Source organism: Streptomyces sp. NPDC005805 (assembly GCF_040630445.1).
GTDB lineage: Bacteria > Actinomycetota > Actinomycetes > Streptomycetales > Streptomycetaceae > Streptomyces.
Genome location: NZ_JBEXXN010000017.1, coordinates 25,980 through 40,467, shown reverse-complemented (window position 1 = coordinate 40,467; position 14,488 = coordinate 25,980). Strand labels below are relative to the sequence as shown.

Genomic DNA, 14,488 nt, shown 5'->3' with positions numbered 1-14,488 from the left:
GCCTAGTCCCAGCCGTTGACCAGCTTGCACACCGGCAGATCGCCGGCGGGGGCGGGCAGATGGGCGGCGACGGCCTCCCAGCGGGCGCAGAGCTCGTCGGTGATCTGCTGCGGGACACCGTGCGGCGGGACGTGGGGCAGCTGGGGCAGTTGCGGCAGGTGGGAGAAGGCGGTGGTGGCGGTGGCGGTGCGCGGGGCGGCGGCGGGGTCGGCCGAGGCGGTGCCGGCCGACAGGGAGAGGGCGGCGAGCGACAGCGTCAGCGCGGCGGTGGCGCGGACCCAGCGGGCGGACTGCTTGGAACAGGAAGGGCCGTTCATCGTTCCCCCTGGTCGTCTGGGTGGACTTGCTCCACGTGGCTCGACGTGGTTCGACGTGGTTCCGGCCGGGCGGACCGGCCGACTGGCCGGATCGAACCGGCCGCTTCGACGATGCCAGGGGACGGCGGGGGAAGGGCCGCCCGGCGGTGTCAGCATCCTGAACCGCCGTGTCAGCTTGGTGACAACGCGCCTCTGGTCCGGACCTGGGGAACGGCGGGTCACGCCGCAGGTCCGGACCTGCGGCGCCGGGGCCGTTCCGGGCCCGGACGTGGCGGGACCCGGGAGTCGTATCCAGCGCCCGGGCCCCTGGGGATGCCACCCCATTGCGCACGCCGGCGGCGTTGAAGAGAACGGATCAGGCGTCAGGCCGTCGTGTTCTGCCTTTGAACTACCGCACCGCGCAGAGGTGCAGGCGAGAATCGAACTCGCATCCGACGGCGTTCGTCCGTCCCCGGTCGATCCGGCGATCGGTGGCGATGCTGAAGCTTGAGCGAGAGTCTGAACGTGATCACGGCTGCCTCTGCCGGTTGGGCCACCCCGGCCCATGTGCCGGGGGAAGGACTCGAACCTTCACTGTCACCGTGGTGGTCAGGCTGAATCTCAGTTTCAGCTTGCGCCCATCGCACGGGCCGGTCCTCAATTCCGGCCCGCGCCTGTTGCGCACCCCCGCGCTCGCACGCGGGGGCATTCGTGGGGCGTCCCCGGAGGGACGCCGGTGCCGCGCGGCCTCGTACCGCGCGGCCTCAGCCGAAGAGGTAGCCGAACAGGCCCGGGTGTCCCGCGATTTCCCGCCCGCCCCCGACCCGGTCGACCGCGCACCGCCCCGCACGCACGGAAGCCGGGCCCGGAACTCCGGACCCGGCTCCCTCGCCGGCTGCTAGCTGTTGGGGCGCTTGCCGTGGTTCGCGCGCCTCTTCTTGCGCGCCCGGCGCTTGTTGCCTCGCTTCGACATGAGCGTCCTCCCTCGTGGATCGGGGCCCTCGCGGATCGGGGCCCTCGCGGATCGGGGCCCTCGTGGATCGGGGCGTTTCGGACACCGCCAGTCTAGGAGCGCGGGCCGGACGGCGCAGCGGGAGCGGACCGGCGCGGGCGGGGCCCGGCCGCGGGCGCTCAGGCCGAACTGCGCCTGCGCGACGCCGTCTTCTTCGCGGTGGACTTGGCCGCGGTCTTCTTCGCCGTGGACTTGGCGGCCGTCTTCTTCTCGGCGGTCTTCTTCGCGGTGGACTTGGCCGCCGTCTTCTTCGCCGCGGTCTTCTTCGCCGTCTTCGCCGTGGACTTCTTGCCGCTCGCCGTCTTCGGCTCGGCGCGCCCCTTGATCGAGTGGACCTCCGCGACGTCCCCGTCCTCCCCGCGGGCCTCCTTCGCCGCCCGGACACTGCCCTCCAGGGCGGCCATCAGGTCGATGACCTTTCCGCCGCCCCGGTCCTCGGGGGACTCCTGCTCGGGGGCCGTCACCCCGCCCTCGACCTTCTTGGCGATCATCTCCTCGACCGCCTCGCGGTAGTCGTCGTGGAGGGAGCCGATGTCCACCTCCCCCAGGGTGTCCATCAGGGCGTCCGCCAGGTCGAGTTCGGCGTCCCGGACGGTGACGTCGGCCTGCGGGGCGACCCCCTCGGGCGCCCGGATCTCGTCCGGCCAGAGGAGCCCGTGCATGGCGATCACGTCGTCGACGACCCGCAGCATGCCCAGGCGCTCCCGGCCGCGCAGGGCGAACTTGGCGATGGCGACCTTGTTGCTCCGCTTCAGGGCCTCGCGCAGCAGGGTGTAGGGCTTGGCGGCGGGGACCCCGTTGGCCGAGAGGTAGTAGGCGGCGTCCATCTGGAGGGGGTCGATCTGGTCCGCGGGCACGAAGGCGACGATCTCGATCGTCTTGGCGGTGGGCAGCGGCAGGGCCGCCAGGTCCTCGTCGGTGATCGGGATCATCGAGCCGTCCGCGTCCTCGTACGCCTTGCCGATCTCGGCGGAGGACACCTCCTTCTCCTCCAGCTCGCACACCTTGCGGTAGCGGATCCGGCCGCCGTCGGAGGCATGGATCTGACGGAAGGAGACCGAGTGGCTCTCGGTCGCGTTCACGAGCTTGATCGGGATGCTGACCAGCCCGAAGGAGATCGCACCGTTCCATATCGATCGCACGCTTCATCCCTTCCGTCCAGGAATCATGGGATTCTCATCGTATGACGCCGATCACAGAGGTGGCGGGGCGGCGGCTGGCGCTCACCAACCTGGAGAAGGTCATCCACCCGGCGACGGGCACGACCAAGGGCGAGATCGTGCACTACTACGCCGTCGTCGCGGACGCCCTGCTCCCCCATCTGCGTGACCGGCCGGTTTCCTTCCTGCGCTATCCGGACGGGCCCGACGGCCAGCTCTTCGTCACCAAGAACCCGCCGCCCGGCACACCCGACTGGGTGCGCACCACCCCCGTGCCGCACTCCGACGACCCCGGCGCCGAGCAGGTGGTCCTCGACGACCTGGCCTCGCTCGTCTGGGCGGGCAACCTGGTCGCCGAGTTCCACACGCCCCAGTGGCGGGCCGGGGAGCCGGGCATCGCCGACCGGATGGTGTTCGACCTGGACCCGGGGCCGCCCGCCGGCGTCCCGGAGTGCTGCGAGGTCGCCCTGTGGCTGCGCGAGCGTCTCGCGGCGGACGGGCTGGCGGCGTACGCCAAGACCTCCGGCTCCAAGGGCCTGCATCTGCTGGTCCCGCTGGCACCGACCCCGTCCAAGGAGGTGTCGGCGTACGCGAAGGGGCTGGCGGTGGAGGGCGAGGCGGCGCTGCCGGGGCTGATGCTGCACCGGATGACCCGCGCGCTGCGGCCGGGCAAGGTGTTCGTGGACCACAGCCAGAACGCGGCGGCGAAGACGACGGCGACCCCGTACACCCTGCGCGCCCGCCGGGAGCCGACCGTGTCGGCGCCGGTGACCTGGGAGGAGGTCGAGGAGCGGCGGGACCTGGTGTTCCGGCTGGGGGACATCCCGGCGCGCCTGGAGCGGCACGGGGAGCTGATGGCCCCGCTGTGCGACCCGGAGCAGCGCGGGCGGCTGCCGTGAGCCTGCCGGAGCGGCCGCTGCGGGTGGCGGCGGCGAAGACGGTGACGGAGCTGCCGCGCGGGGCGGGGCTGGCGTACGAGCCGAAGTTCGACGGGCACCGGATGGTGGTGTTCGTGACCGGCGGGCGGGTGGTGCTCCAGGCACGGTCGGGACGGACGGTGACGGCAGCGTTCCCGGATCTCGCCGAGGCGGCGCGGCGGCTGCCGCAGGGCACGGTCCTGGACGGCGAGGTGGTGGTGTGGCGGGACGGGCGCACCGACTTCGCGGCGGTGCAGCGCCGGGCGGCGGCGACTCCGGGCCGGGCCCCGGCGCTGGCCCGGGCGCTGCCCGCCTCGTACGCGGCGTTCGACCTGCTCGCGGAGGACGGCGAGGATCTGCGCCCGCTGGCGTACGCGCGGCGGCGGGAGCGGCTGGTGGCGCTGGTGGCGCCACTGGGCCCGCCGATCCAGCCGGTCCCGGTGACCCTGGACGCGGCGGAGGCGGCGGAATGGTTCGAGGCGCTGCCCGCGATCGGCGTCGAGGGGCTGGTGATCAAGCGGACGGACCAGCCCTACCGGGGTGGCGCCCGCGCCTGGCGCAAGCTGCGGCACACCAGCGGCCGGGACGCGGCGGTGGTGGGGTTCAGCGGCCCGGCGGCGCGGCCCGTCTCGCTGGTGCTGGTACTGCCGGACGACGACGTACCGGTGGTGTCGAGTCCGCTCTCGCCCGCCCTGCAGGCGCAGGCGGCCGTGGCGGTCGCGGGCCGGGAGGCGGCCGGCGGCGGCACGGCCCCGGCGGTGGGGCTGGGCGAGGTGGCCTACCGGAGCCTGCGGCCGGGGCTGGTCGCGGAGGTGGACACGGTGACGACGCGGCACACGGTGGCCACGGTGCGGCGGCTGCGCCTGCCGGAGGAACTGGACCCGCCGCTGAACCCCTCACATTAATCAAGTTTGACTAGATGTCGGAGCGGGCAGTACAGTCCACGTCATTCAACTGATCAAACTTGCTTAGCCCGTCAAGGCCCTCCAACCGCCAGGAGACCGCATGACCCTGCCGCCCGACACCGGCTACACCCCCACCGCCGAGGGACCTGGCGTCCGTCGAGGAGTGGTTCGCCGCCTACGACGCCGCGAGCGGAGCCCGGGATGTGCGGCGGATGGCCGATATGGCCGTCTTCCCGCTCAACCTGGTCAGCGACGACTCGGCCGGCGAGGCCGCCACCGCCCAGTGGGACCGCGAGCAGTTCACGGCGATCATGACCGGGGTGATGGGCGACGGGACCGAGGACATCACCTTCACCTCCACACGGACCCCGGTCTTCCTCTCCCCCGCCATGGCCGTGGTCTTCACCGACTCGGTGATGACGGCGGACGGCACCGAGCAGCGCCTCCGGTACGCGGACATCCTGGTGCGGCGCGGCGGGTCCTGGGCGTTCCAGACGATGATCCAGGGCGGCTGGGGCGACAACCTCCGCTGAGCCCGGCCGCACGCTCCACCGAGCCCGAGCCCGAGTCCGAGCCCGATCCTGCCGCGCCCCGCGCACGGGAGGGTCCCGGCCGCGCACGGGGGGCGCGTTTCCGGCCGCCCGCGCCGGGGGCGCCTTCCCGGCCGCCCGGAGGGGGCGCGCCCCCCGGCGGCCGCCCCCGATTCCCCCGTGAGCGGGACCCGGAACCACACTGATCCGGCCTTTGTGCGGGCGGCACGCGGTGACACCGGCGATGCCCGGAAGATCCCGTTACGACACGACCCGTCCCTGCCGTCGTCCGCGCTTCGCGCCCGATCTCCCCGCACTGCCGTCACCCCGCCCGCCCCAGGAGCGGCAGCGGCACCCCGGGACGGTGGCCGGGCGGCCACCGGGACGGCGGGATACCGGCCGCCCGGTCGGTGTGGTGGGGCACACTCTCCCCAGGCACAAGGACGCCGCAAGAGTTCTTGGGATGGGGGCATTTGGTGTTCGCGGGGATCGACGAGGTCGACTGGGCGGCTCTGGAGCATGCCTACGGCCCGGCCGGCGGCGTGCCGGAGTTACTGCGTGGCCTGGCCTCCGCCGATCCGGCGGTGCGGGAGAACGCCCTCGACGGGCTGTACGGCACGGTGCACTGCCAGGGCGAGGTCTACGACTCCACCCTCGCCTGCATCCCGTACCTCATGGAACTCGTGGCCGACCCCCTGGTCGACGACCGCGGGCCGATCATCGAGCTGCTGACCAGCATCGGCGGCATCGACCTGGACGGCGACGACGAACTCGACCCGGAGAGCGAGGAGTTCGAGGGCGCGGCCAACTACGCCATGGCGGCCTCCGCGGTCACGGCGGGCGCCGAGGTCTTCCTGGAGCTGGCCGACGACCACGACCGGGAGGTGCGGCTCGTGGTGCCCCTCGCCCTGGCGAGCCTGCACGGCGACCCGGTCCGGGTGCTGCGCCTGCTCCGGGACCGGCTGGAGGCGGAGGCCGACGACGAGGTGCGCCTCGCCTGCATAGAGGCCGGCGGACGGATCGGGCTGCGCCACCGCGACCTCCTCCCGGAGGTCGTCGAATGGCTGTCCGCCGTCACCTCCTCCGGCTGCGGCGCCGGTCTGCGGCTCGGCGCCCTCGCCCAGATCGCGCGCAGCTCCCCGGCCTCCCTCCCGGCGGACGTCGTCCCCTGGGTGACGGGCGTCCTGCGGGAGATGCGGGCCGCGCCGGTGGTCCCGGCCGCCTCCGTCGACACCCTGTCGCCCCTGCCCCCGGCCGGCGGCCGGGACACCGGCCCCTTCGCCTCCGACCAGGTCGCCCCCTGGACGGCGGGGCTGCTGCGGACCCTGCACGCGGGGCTCGGTGACCGGGTGGACGACCGGATCGGCCTGCTGGCCGACCAGTTGTGCAGCCCCGACCCGGGCCAGCGGATCGACGCCGTCCGGATGAGCGACGGGCTGCTGCGGACCTGGCGCGGCTCCTACGACGAGCTGGTGGCGCTGCTCGGCGAGCAGCTCGTCGACCGCGACCCGCGGCTGCGGGAGACCGCCGCCGCGGTGCTGGGCGGCCTGTTCCAGCTCGCCGCGCCCGCGACCGACGCCCTGCTGGAGTGCGTCGAGGCCGACCCCCGCGCCTGGGTGCGCACCCAGTGCGGCGGCCCCGCGCGGCTCGCCACACCCGTCATGGCCCTGATGCGGGCGGGCGACGCCCGGGTGGTGCCGGTCCTGGCCCGCATCCTGGGGCGCGGTGACGCGCCCGGCGATCTGGCCCGGTCCCTGGACCGGCTGGGCACGGCCGCCGCGCCGCTCGCCCCGGCCCTGTGCGACCGGCTCGCCCGCGTCGAGCTGGACGAGCGGTTGTACGACGAGGCCGGGCCACTCCTGCGGGGCGTCTCGGTGCTGGGCGCGGCCGAGGCGGTGCCCGCCGTGCTGCGGGTGCTGCGCGGGGCCCCGGCGTACGGGCGGGACCTGGTCGCCGACCGGGCCCTGCGGGCGCTGACCGCCTTCGGGCCGGTGGCGGCCGAGGCGGCGGACGACCTGCGGGGGCTGCTCGGCGGCCCCGGGCACGGCGCGGGGGCGGGGCTGCCCGCCTCGGTCAGCGCCCGGGCGGCCGGCGCGCTGTGGGCCGTCGGCCGGGACGCGGCCCCGGCCCTCCCGGTGCTGTGCGAGGTGCTGGCCGGGCGGGACGAGGGCGCGCGGCGCACGGCCGCGACGGTCGCGGGCACCCTGGGCCCGGCCGGTGCCGCCACCGCGCCCCTGCTCACCGCCCTGCTGCGCTCACCGGAGCCGTGGACCAGGGTGGAGTCGGCGGCCGCGCTGTGGCGGGTGACCGGCGACCCGGGCCGGGCCTGGCCGGTGCTCCGCCGGGCCTGGGACGAGCTGCCGCACGCCCGGCCCCGGGTGGCCGCCGCGCTGGCGGAGCTGTCACCGCGGGGCGCGGAGGGCGCGGACGCCCTGGTCGACCGGGAGCTGCTGTCACCGCGCCGGCACAACGCACTGGACGGGACCGCGGACACCCATGACATCTTTGCCGACGAGAGACTGCTGGCGCTGTGCCGCCAGGCGGTCACGGGCACCCCGTGACCGTGCGGGCCGGACACCGTCCGGGCCCGCCGGCGGCACGGCAGCACGACGGAGGACTCAGGACATGATCATCTTCGGAACCAAGGGCTATCTGTACCAACTGGCCATCCTCACCCTGGTGTGCGGGCACTGCGGCAACCCCTCGGCCCACACCCTGCGCAAGCGCGTCACGAAGTTCACCCTGTTCTTCGTGCCGCTGTTCCCGTTCTCGACCAAGTACGCCACGCAGTGCACCTTCTGCGGGGCCGAGCAGCAGATCACCAAGGAGCAGGCCGAGCAGCTGCAGGCGCAGTCGGCCGGGGGCGGGACGCCGGGGCCCGGCCAGGGGCAGGCGCCGGCCCAGCCGTACGGACAGCAGAACCCCTACCAGCACTGAGCCGGGGCGATGGGGGGTCCGCAGGCCGGGAGCTGAGGAAACGTCTCTGCCGTAGGTGGCGGCCGCCGAACGGGGCCCGGTCGCCACCCCGGGGACGCACTATGCCATAAACGGACAAACGCCTACACGGCTTGCTACGTTGCACGGCATGACCGCACCGACGGCGGACGCTCCCCCGCCCGAGCAGCGCCCCGCCAAGCGGCGGGGCGTCGAACTGGCGCTCCTCGCGGGCGCCGTCCTCGTCTCCGTGCAGGGCTACGCCGCCGTCGGTCTCGCCCGCCACGGCACCCTGCCCCCGGACCTGACCGGCTACGCGGCGGGCCTCGGCGCCGTCGCCCTCCTCGCCCACCTCGCGGTCCGCCTGCGCGCCCCGTACGCCGACCCGCTGCTGCTGCCGGTCGCCGTCCTGCTCAACGGCGTCGGACTGGTGCTGATCCACCGGCTGGACCAGGAGACGCCCGGTCATCTCGCGGCCCCCACCCAACTGGTCTGGTCCGCGCTCGGGGTGGCCCTGTTCATCGCCACCGTCGTCGCCCTGTACGACCACCGGGTCCTCCAGCGGTACGCGCGCGCCTGCGGAACCACCGCACTGGTGCTGCTGAGCCTGCCGATCCTCTTCCCCGCCGTGAACGGCGCCCGCATCTGGATCCGGATCGGCGAACTGTCCATCCAGCCGGGCGAGTTCGCCAAGGTCCTGCTCGCGGTCTTCTTCGCCGCGCACCTGGCCGCCCACCGCGAGGCGCTCACCACCACCGGGCCGAAGCTGCTAGGGAGTGTCCGGAAGGTCGCGCCGTTCGCCCGGAGGGCGTGCGTGCCGGACGCCGTGGACCAGGCGAGACGTTCCGGACACGACCCAGGGCTGCGGCTCCCGGCCGGGAAGGTGCTCGGACCGGTGATCGCGGTCTGGCTGCTGAGCGTCCTGGTCCTCGTCCTCGAACGCGACCTCGGCACCTCCCTCCTCTTCTTCGGCCTCTTCGTCGTCCTCCTCTATGTGGCCACCGGCCGGATCACCTGGATCGCGGCCGGGCTGCTGCTCGCCGCCGCGGGCGCGTACGCGGTCGGCTCGCTGGAACCGCACGTCCACGGCCGGGTGCAGGACTGGCTCGACCCCTTCGCCGGGATCGCCGCCGGTCAGGGCGCGGGCCAGCTCGCGCAGTCGCTCTTCGCCTTCGGCACCGGCGGGCTGCTCGGCACCGGACTCGGCCTCGGCCACTCCGTCCTCATCGGCTTCGCCGCCAAGTCCGACTTCATCCTGGCCACGGTGGGCGAGGAGCTGGGCCTCGTCGGCCTCACCGCGCTGCTGCTGCTCTACGCCCTCTTCGTCGCCCGAGGCTTCCGGGCCGCGGTCGGGGTGGGCGACGCCTTCGGGACGCTCCTCGCGGTGGGCCTCTCCGCCATCGTCGCCCTCCAGGTGTTCGTCATCGCGGGCGGGGTGACCGGCCTGATCCCGCTGACCGGCATGGCCATGCCCTTCCTCGCGCAGGGCGGCTCCTCGGTGGTGACCAACTGGGTCATCGTCGCCCTGCTGATCCGGCTCAGCCACGCGGCCCGCGCCCCCCGGCCGCTGCCCGCCGAACAGGACACGGCGGCGGCCGAACCGGCGGTCCTGCGGTGATCCGCTGCACCCGGCACGCGGCCGTCCTGTGCGGGCTGATGTTCCTCGCCCTGCTGGTCAACGCCACCCGCGTACAGATCGTCCAGGCCCCCGAACTGGAGGCCAACCCGGCCAACCGCCGTGCCGACATCGCCCGGTGGGCCGATCCGCGCGGGGACATCCTCGTCGACGGCGAGCCGGTCACCGGCTCCCGCGACACCGGCCGGGCCCTGCGCTGGGAGCGCACCTACGCCGACGGCCCGCTGTACGCGCCGGTGACCGGCTACGCCTCGCAGACCTACGGCACCTCCCTGCTGGAGAGCATCGAGGACGGCGTCCTCGCCGGCACCGAGCCCGCGCTCTCCCCGTTCCCGCTCTGGCACGACCTCAGCCGGGGCCGCCCGGCCGCCGGGCAGGTCGCCACCACGATCCGGGCCGCCGCGCAGCAGGCCGCGTACGAGGGACTGCGCGGGCGGCGGGGCGCGGTGGCCGCCGTCGAACCGGCGACCGGCCGCATCCTGGCGCTGGTCAGCAGCCCCTCCTACGACCCCGGCGCCTTCGCCGGCCTCGGCGGCGGCACGGCGGACAACTGGACGCGGCTGACCGGCGCCCCGGCGCAGCCGATGCTCAACCGGGCCATCCGGCAGACCTATCCGCCCGGCTCCGCGTTCAAGATCGTGACCGCGGCGGCGGCCCTGGAGGCGGGCGTCGTCGACGACGCGGACGCCCCGACGGGCACCCCCGACCCGTACGTCCTGCCCGGCACCAGCACGACCCTCCCCAACGCGGCCGAGGGCTGCGAGAACGCCTCCCTCGCCTACGCGATCCAGTGGTCGTGCAACACGGTCCTGGCCCGGCTCGGCGCGCGGGTCGGTCTGCGGGGCATGGTGGAGGCGGCGACCGGCTTCGGCTTCAACGACGCGGGGCTGCGCATCCCGGCGGCCGTCTCGCGGTCCAACTTCGACACCGACATGTCCCCCGACCAGCTCGCGCTCTCCGCGATCGGACAGTTCAACACCACGGCCACCCCGCTCCAGATGGCGATGGTCTCCTCGGCGGTCGCGGCGGGCGGCAGCCTGCGCCGCCCCTACCTGGTGGAGAAGACGACCCGCGCGGACGGCGACCCGATCGCGCACCACGGCCCGCAGGCGTACCGGCAGGCGATGAACCCGGCGACGGCGCTGGAGCTGCGGCGGCTGATGGTGCGCGCGGTCGAGAAGGGCACCGGCCGCCGGGCCGCGATCCCCGGCGCGGTGGTCGGCGGCAAGACGGGCACCGCCCAGCACGGGGTGGGCAACACGGGCACGCCGTACGCCTGGTTCATCTCCTGGGCGCAGGCGAAGGACTCGGCCCAGCCGGCGGTCGCGGTGGCGGTCGTGGTGGAGGACGCGGCGGCCGACCGCGCGGAGATCAGCGGCGGGGGGAGCGCGGCGCCGATCGCACGGGCGGTGATGGCGGCGGTGCTGGGCGCGGACTGAGCCGCGCGGGGGCGGCCCGGGCCGGGCGGGGGCTCCGGCCCGGGCAGCCGTGGACCGGGTTCGGGTCGGGTTCGGGTCGGGCGGGGCGGGGCTGCGGTCCGGCCCGCCGTGGACCGGGTGCCGGTCCGGGCGGGAGCGGGTGCCGAACCAGGCCGGGCGGCACGGGGCTTCGGGCGGGCGGCCGGGGCGGCCAGGGCTCCGCAGGGCTTGGCGGGCCGGGCTGGGAGACTGGGCGGGTGGACGTGGCAGAGGCCCTGGAGGCCGTCGAGCGGCTGGATTCCGGGCTGAGCGCCTTCGCCGAGGTGTGGCGGGAGCGGGCCCTCGCGGCGGAGCCCTCGGGGCCGTTCGCCGGGGTGCCGCTCGCGGTCAAGGGCGCGTCCGGGCTCCGCGCGTACGCGGCACGGCGGCTCATGGCCGCGGGCGCGGTCGCGGTCGGCGCCACCGCGGTGCCCGGCCCCGGCACGTACTGGCAGACCTGGGGCCTCGGCGCGCACGGCCCGACGCGCAACCCCTGGCGGGCGGACCGCACCCCCGGCGGCTCCTCGGCCGGGGCGGGCGTCGCCGTGGCCACCGGGATGGCCCGGGTCGCGACCGGCGGCGACGGCGCGGGGTCGGTCCGCATCCCGGCCGCGTGGTGCGGGGTGTTCGGCCTGAAGACCACCAACGGACGGCTGCCCTCCCCCGACCGCACCGGGCTCGCCGCGGCGGGCCTGCTGGCCCGGACGGCGGCCGAGGCACGCCCGTATCTGCTGCACCTCCTGGACGCGGACCCGGCGCCCGCGCCCGTCCTGCCGCTGCGGGCCGCCTACTCGACCGGCCTGGGCTTCGCGGACACCGACCCGGAGGTGGCCGCCGTCGCCGAGGCGGCCGTGGCCCGGCTGGAGTCGGCGGGCGTCCTCCGCACCACGGGCGAGGACCCCGTCCTGCGCGACCCGACCCCCGCCTGGCTCGCCGTCCGGGCCGGCCGCCCGGACGGCGCCCGCCCCGTGCGCACCGCCAACGACCGCGCCCTCGACGCCCTGTTCACCGGCGCCGACATCCTGCTGACCCCGACCACCCCCAACCGCCCGCACGGCCACGAGGGCCCCGGCCGGGACACCTACTCCACCGCGCTCACCTGGGCGTTCAACCTGAGTGGCCACCCCGCGGCCACCCTCCCGGCCGGCTTCACGGCCGACGGCTGCCCGGTCGGCCTGCAACTGGTCGCCGCCCGCGGGTCGGACGTCTCACTGGTCGACATGTCGGTGGCGGCGCAGAGCGTCCTGATGACGGTGTCGCCATGACCGCATACGAGCTCGCCCAGGTGAAACGTGGCCCGACTCGAACACCACCTCGTTCCCGCCGCCGGTGGAGCGCGAGGCGGTCCGCCCCGGGGCGGGACCCAGGGGCGCGCGCTCGTACTGGACGGTGCGTCAACAACCGGTGCGCGAGGTATTGACGCGCCTGCTGACGGGGAGTCTCATAAGTCCAGAACGGTGGTCGCGTCCGCCGCGACCGCCAACCCCCCTTTCCCGGAAGCCCGTTCGCGAGGTGCCCCGCCCATGACGACCGTCAGCGACCGCGACATCCGTGTGCTCCGCGACGCCCTCGGCCCCCTGCGCGACCGCGAGCAGGTCGCCGCGCGCCTGCTCGAATCCTCCGCGAAGCACTCCTTCGACCCCGACACCGAACTCGACTGGGACGCGCCCGCCGAGGACGGCAAGTGGTTCTGGCCACCGGAACTCGTCTCCCTCTACGACACCCCGCTCTGGCGCCGGATGTCCGAGGAGCAGCGGATGGACCTGGCCCGGCACGAGGCGGCGGCGCTCGCCTCGCTGGGGATCTGGTTCGAGATCATCCTGATGCAGCTGCTGGTGCGGCACATCTACGACAAGTCGATCACCAGCAACCACGTCCGGTACGCGCTCACCGAGATCGCGGACGAGTGCCGCCACTCGATGATGTTCGCCCGCATGATCCAGAAGGGCGGCGCGCCCGCGTACCCCGTGCCACGGCTCTACCACAACCTGGCGCGGGTGCTGAAGACCGTCTCCACCACGCCCGGTTCCTTCGCCGCGACCCTCCTCGGCGAGGAGATCCTGGACTGGATGCAGCGCCTCACCTTCCCGGACGAGCGGGTCCAGACCCTGGTGCGCGGGGTGACCCGTATCCATGTGGTGGAGGAGGCCCGCCATGTGCGCTACGCCCGGGAGGAGCTGCGCCGCCAGATGGTGACCGCCCCGCGCTGGGAGCAGGAGCTGACCCGGCTGAGCTGCGGCGAGGCGGCCCGGGTCTTCAGCGTCTGCTTTGTGAACCCGCAGGTGTACGACCATGTGGGGCTCGACCGGCGGGAGGCGGTCGCCCAGGTGAAGGCGAGCGGACACCGTCGCGAGGTCATGCAGACCGGCGCCCGCCGGCTCACCGACTTCCTGGACGACATCGGTGTGCTGCGCGGCCCGGGACGGCGGCTGTGGAAGAGTTCCGGACTTCTGGCGTGAGATCCGGCCGGGCCGGGTGAGGGCGGCGGTTACGCTGCGGGGCATGACCAGTCCCGCACCGGCCGGCCCCGCGTACCGACGGCTCAGCGTCGAGGAGCGCCGCGCGCAGCTCCTCGTGGCCGCGCTCGGCCTGTTCGCGCACCGGCCGCCGGAGGAGGTCTCCCTCGACGACGTGGCCGAGGCGGCGGGGGTGTCGCGGCCGTTGGTCTACCGCTACTTCCCGGGCGGTAAGCAGCAGTTGTACGAGGCGGCCCTGCGGTCGGCCGCGGACCGGCTGGAGAGCTGCTTCGCCGAGCCGCCCGAGGGCCCGCCGACCGACCGGGTGGCCCGGGTGCTCGACCGCTACCTGCGGTTCGTGGACGAGCACGACGCGGGGTTCAGCGCGCTGATGCGGGGCGGGAGCGTCGCGGAGACCTCCCGGACGACGGCGATCGTGGACGAGGTCCGGCGGGCGGCCGCCGAGCAGATCCTGCTGCACCTGGGGGCCTCGCGGCCCGGGCCGCGCCTGGGGATGATGGTCCGCACCTGGATCGCGGCCGTCGAGGCGTCGTCCCTGATCTGGATCGACGAGGACAAGGCCCCGCCGGCCGCGGAGCTGCGGGACTGGCTGGTCGACCATCTGATCGGCCTGCTCACGGTGACCGCGGCCTCCGACGAGGAGACCGCGGCGGCGGTCGCGGACCTGCTCGCCGAGGAGACGCCGGACGGCCGGATCGCGGGCCTCGCCCACCGCCTGGCCCCGGTCGCGGGCGGCGCGGCCCACCTGCTGTGACGGCGTCGGGGACACTGTCGGGGTGAGAAGCGAGAACACCCCCTTCCAGGGCGGCCCGCTGGACGGGCGCGTCCTGCCGGTCCTGACGGGCGTCACGGGCCATCCGCCCAAGTGGTACAAGGTCCCCGTCCCCGGCGACGACGACACCCCGCCCACCGTCCACGTCTACCGCCGGGAGCCCTCCGGCTACACCCGCCGCCTGGGCCTGCGCCGCGGCTGGATCTATGTGTACGCGCCGGAGGGCGTGGAGCGCCGCGAGATCCGCTGGCCGTGGTCGAAGCCGCGGACGACGCCGTAGGCGTCGGGGGGGGCACGCGGGCGGGCCCTTGCGCGCGGCGGGCGGGCGTCCGGGGCGCCGGACGGGACGCCGCCGCAGGGCCCGCGGGTCCGGGGCCCGGAAGCCCGTGGGG

12 protein-coding genes and 1 pseudogene are annotated in these 14,488 nt (G+C 74.9%); 11 read left to right on the top strand and 2 right to left on the bottom strand.

The window, feature by feature from the left end; all coding sequences use genetic code 11:
- Positions 1–2 precede the first annotated feature (2 nt).
- Together ABZ457_RS12365 and ABZ457_RS12360 are read right to left on the bottom strand one after the other, a co-directional pair.
- A complete protein-coding gene (locus ABZ457_RS12365) occupies positions 3–317 on the bottom strand; it encodes a hypothetical protein (protein ID WP_359156823.1) in 315 nt (104 codons plus the stop codon).
- 1,110 nt (positions 318–1,427) lie between these two features.
- Positions 1,428–2,450 carry a Ku protein gene (locus ABZ457_RS12360; RefSeq protein ID WP_359156821.1) on the bottom strand — a complete coding sequence of 341 codons (1,023 nt, stop codon included), beginning with the start codon at positions 2,448–2,450 and terminating at the stop codon, positions 1,428–1,430.
- Between the two features lie 41 nt (positions 2,451–2,491).
- Here ABZ457_RS12360 and ligD point away from each other — a divergent pair, with 41 nt between their 5' ends.
- From ligD to ABZ457_RS12305, 11 genes and pseudogenes are all read left to right on the top strand, one after another.
- Positions 2,492–3,367, top strand: coding sequence for a non-homologous end-joining DNA ligase (gene ligD / locus ABZ457_RS12355; protein ID WP_359156819.1), 876 nt, complete (start codon positions 2,492–2,494; stop codon positions 3,365–3,367).
- Positions 3,364–4,290 (top strand): ATP-dependent DNA ligase, encoded by a 927-nt coding sequence (locus ABZ457_RS12350; RefSeq protein ID WP_359156817.1) that lies wholly within the window; start codon positions 3,364–3,366, stop codon positions 4,288–4,290. Before ligD ends, ABZ457_RS12350 begins: the two co-directional genes overlap by 4 nt.
- Positions 4,291–4,390: 100 nt before the next feature.
- Positions 4,391–4,823 (top strand): annotated as a pseudogene (locus tag ABZ457_RS12345) (nuclear transport factor 2 family protein).
- Between the two features lie 473 nt (positions 4,824–5,296).
- Positions 5,297–7,381, top strand: a complete 2,085-nt coding sequence (locus ABZ457_RS12340; protein WP_359156814.1) for a PBS lyase — start codon at positions 5,297–5,299, stop codon at positions 7,379–7,381.
- 64 nt (positions 7,382–7,445) lie between these two features.
- Positions 7,446–7,757, top strand: a complete 312-nt coding sequence (locus ABZ457_RS12335; RefSeq protein ID WP_359156812.1) for a zinc-ribbon domain-containing protein — start codon at positions 7,446–7,448, stop codon at positions 7,755–7,757.
- Positions 7,758–7,905: 148 nt separating this feature from the next.
- Entirely contained in the window at positions 7,906–9,372 is a 1,467-nt protein-coding gene (locus tag ABZ457_RS12330) for an FtsW/RodA/SpoVE family cell cycle protein (protein WP_359156809.1), read from the top strand.
- Positions 9,369–10,829: a penicillin-binding transpeptidase domain-containing protein gene (locus ABZ457_RS12325; protein WP_359156807.1), complete on the top strand. Its 1,461-nt coding sequence runs from the start codon at positions 9,369–9,371 to the stop codon at positions 10,827–10,829. The genes ABZ457_RS12330 and ABZ457_RS12325 overlap by 4 nt, the downstream gene beginning before the upstream one ends.
- Before the next feature lie 242 nt (positions 10,830–11,071).
- A complete protein-coding gene (locus ABZ457_RS12320) occupies positions 11,072–12,112 on the top strand; it encodes an amidase (RefSeq protein ID WP_359156954.1) in 1,041 nt (346 codons plus the stop codon).
- 258 nt (positions 12,113–12,370) lie between these two features.
- Entirely contained in the window at positions 12,371–13,306 is a 936-nt protein-coding gene (locus ABZ457_RS12315; RefSeq protein ID WP_359156805.1) for a diiron oxygenase, read from the top strand.
- A gap of 43 nt (positions 13,307–13,349) precedes the next feature.
- Positions 13,350–14,078: a TetR/AcrR family transcriptional regulator gene (locus ABZ457_RS12310; RefSeq protein ID WP_359156803.1), complete on the top strand. Its 729-nt coding sequence runs from the start codon at positions 13,350–13,352 to the stop codon at positions 14,076–14,078.
- A gap of 22 nt (positions 14,079–14,100) precedes the next feature.
- Entirely contained in the window at positions 14,101–14,376 is a 276-nt protein-coding gene (locus tag ABZ457_RS12305; protein ID WP_359156801.1) for a hypothetical protein, read from the top strand.
- The last annotated feature ends 112 nt before the right edge of the window (positions 14,377–14,488 follow it).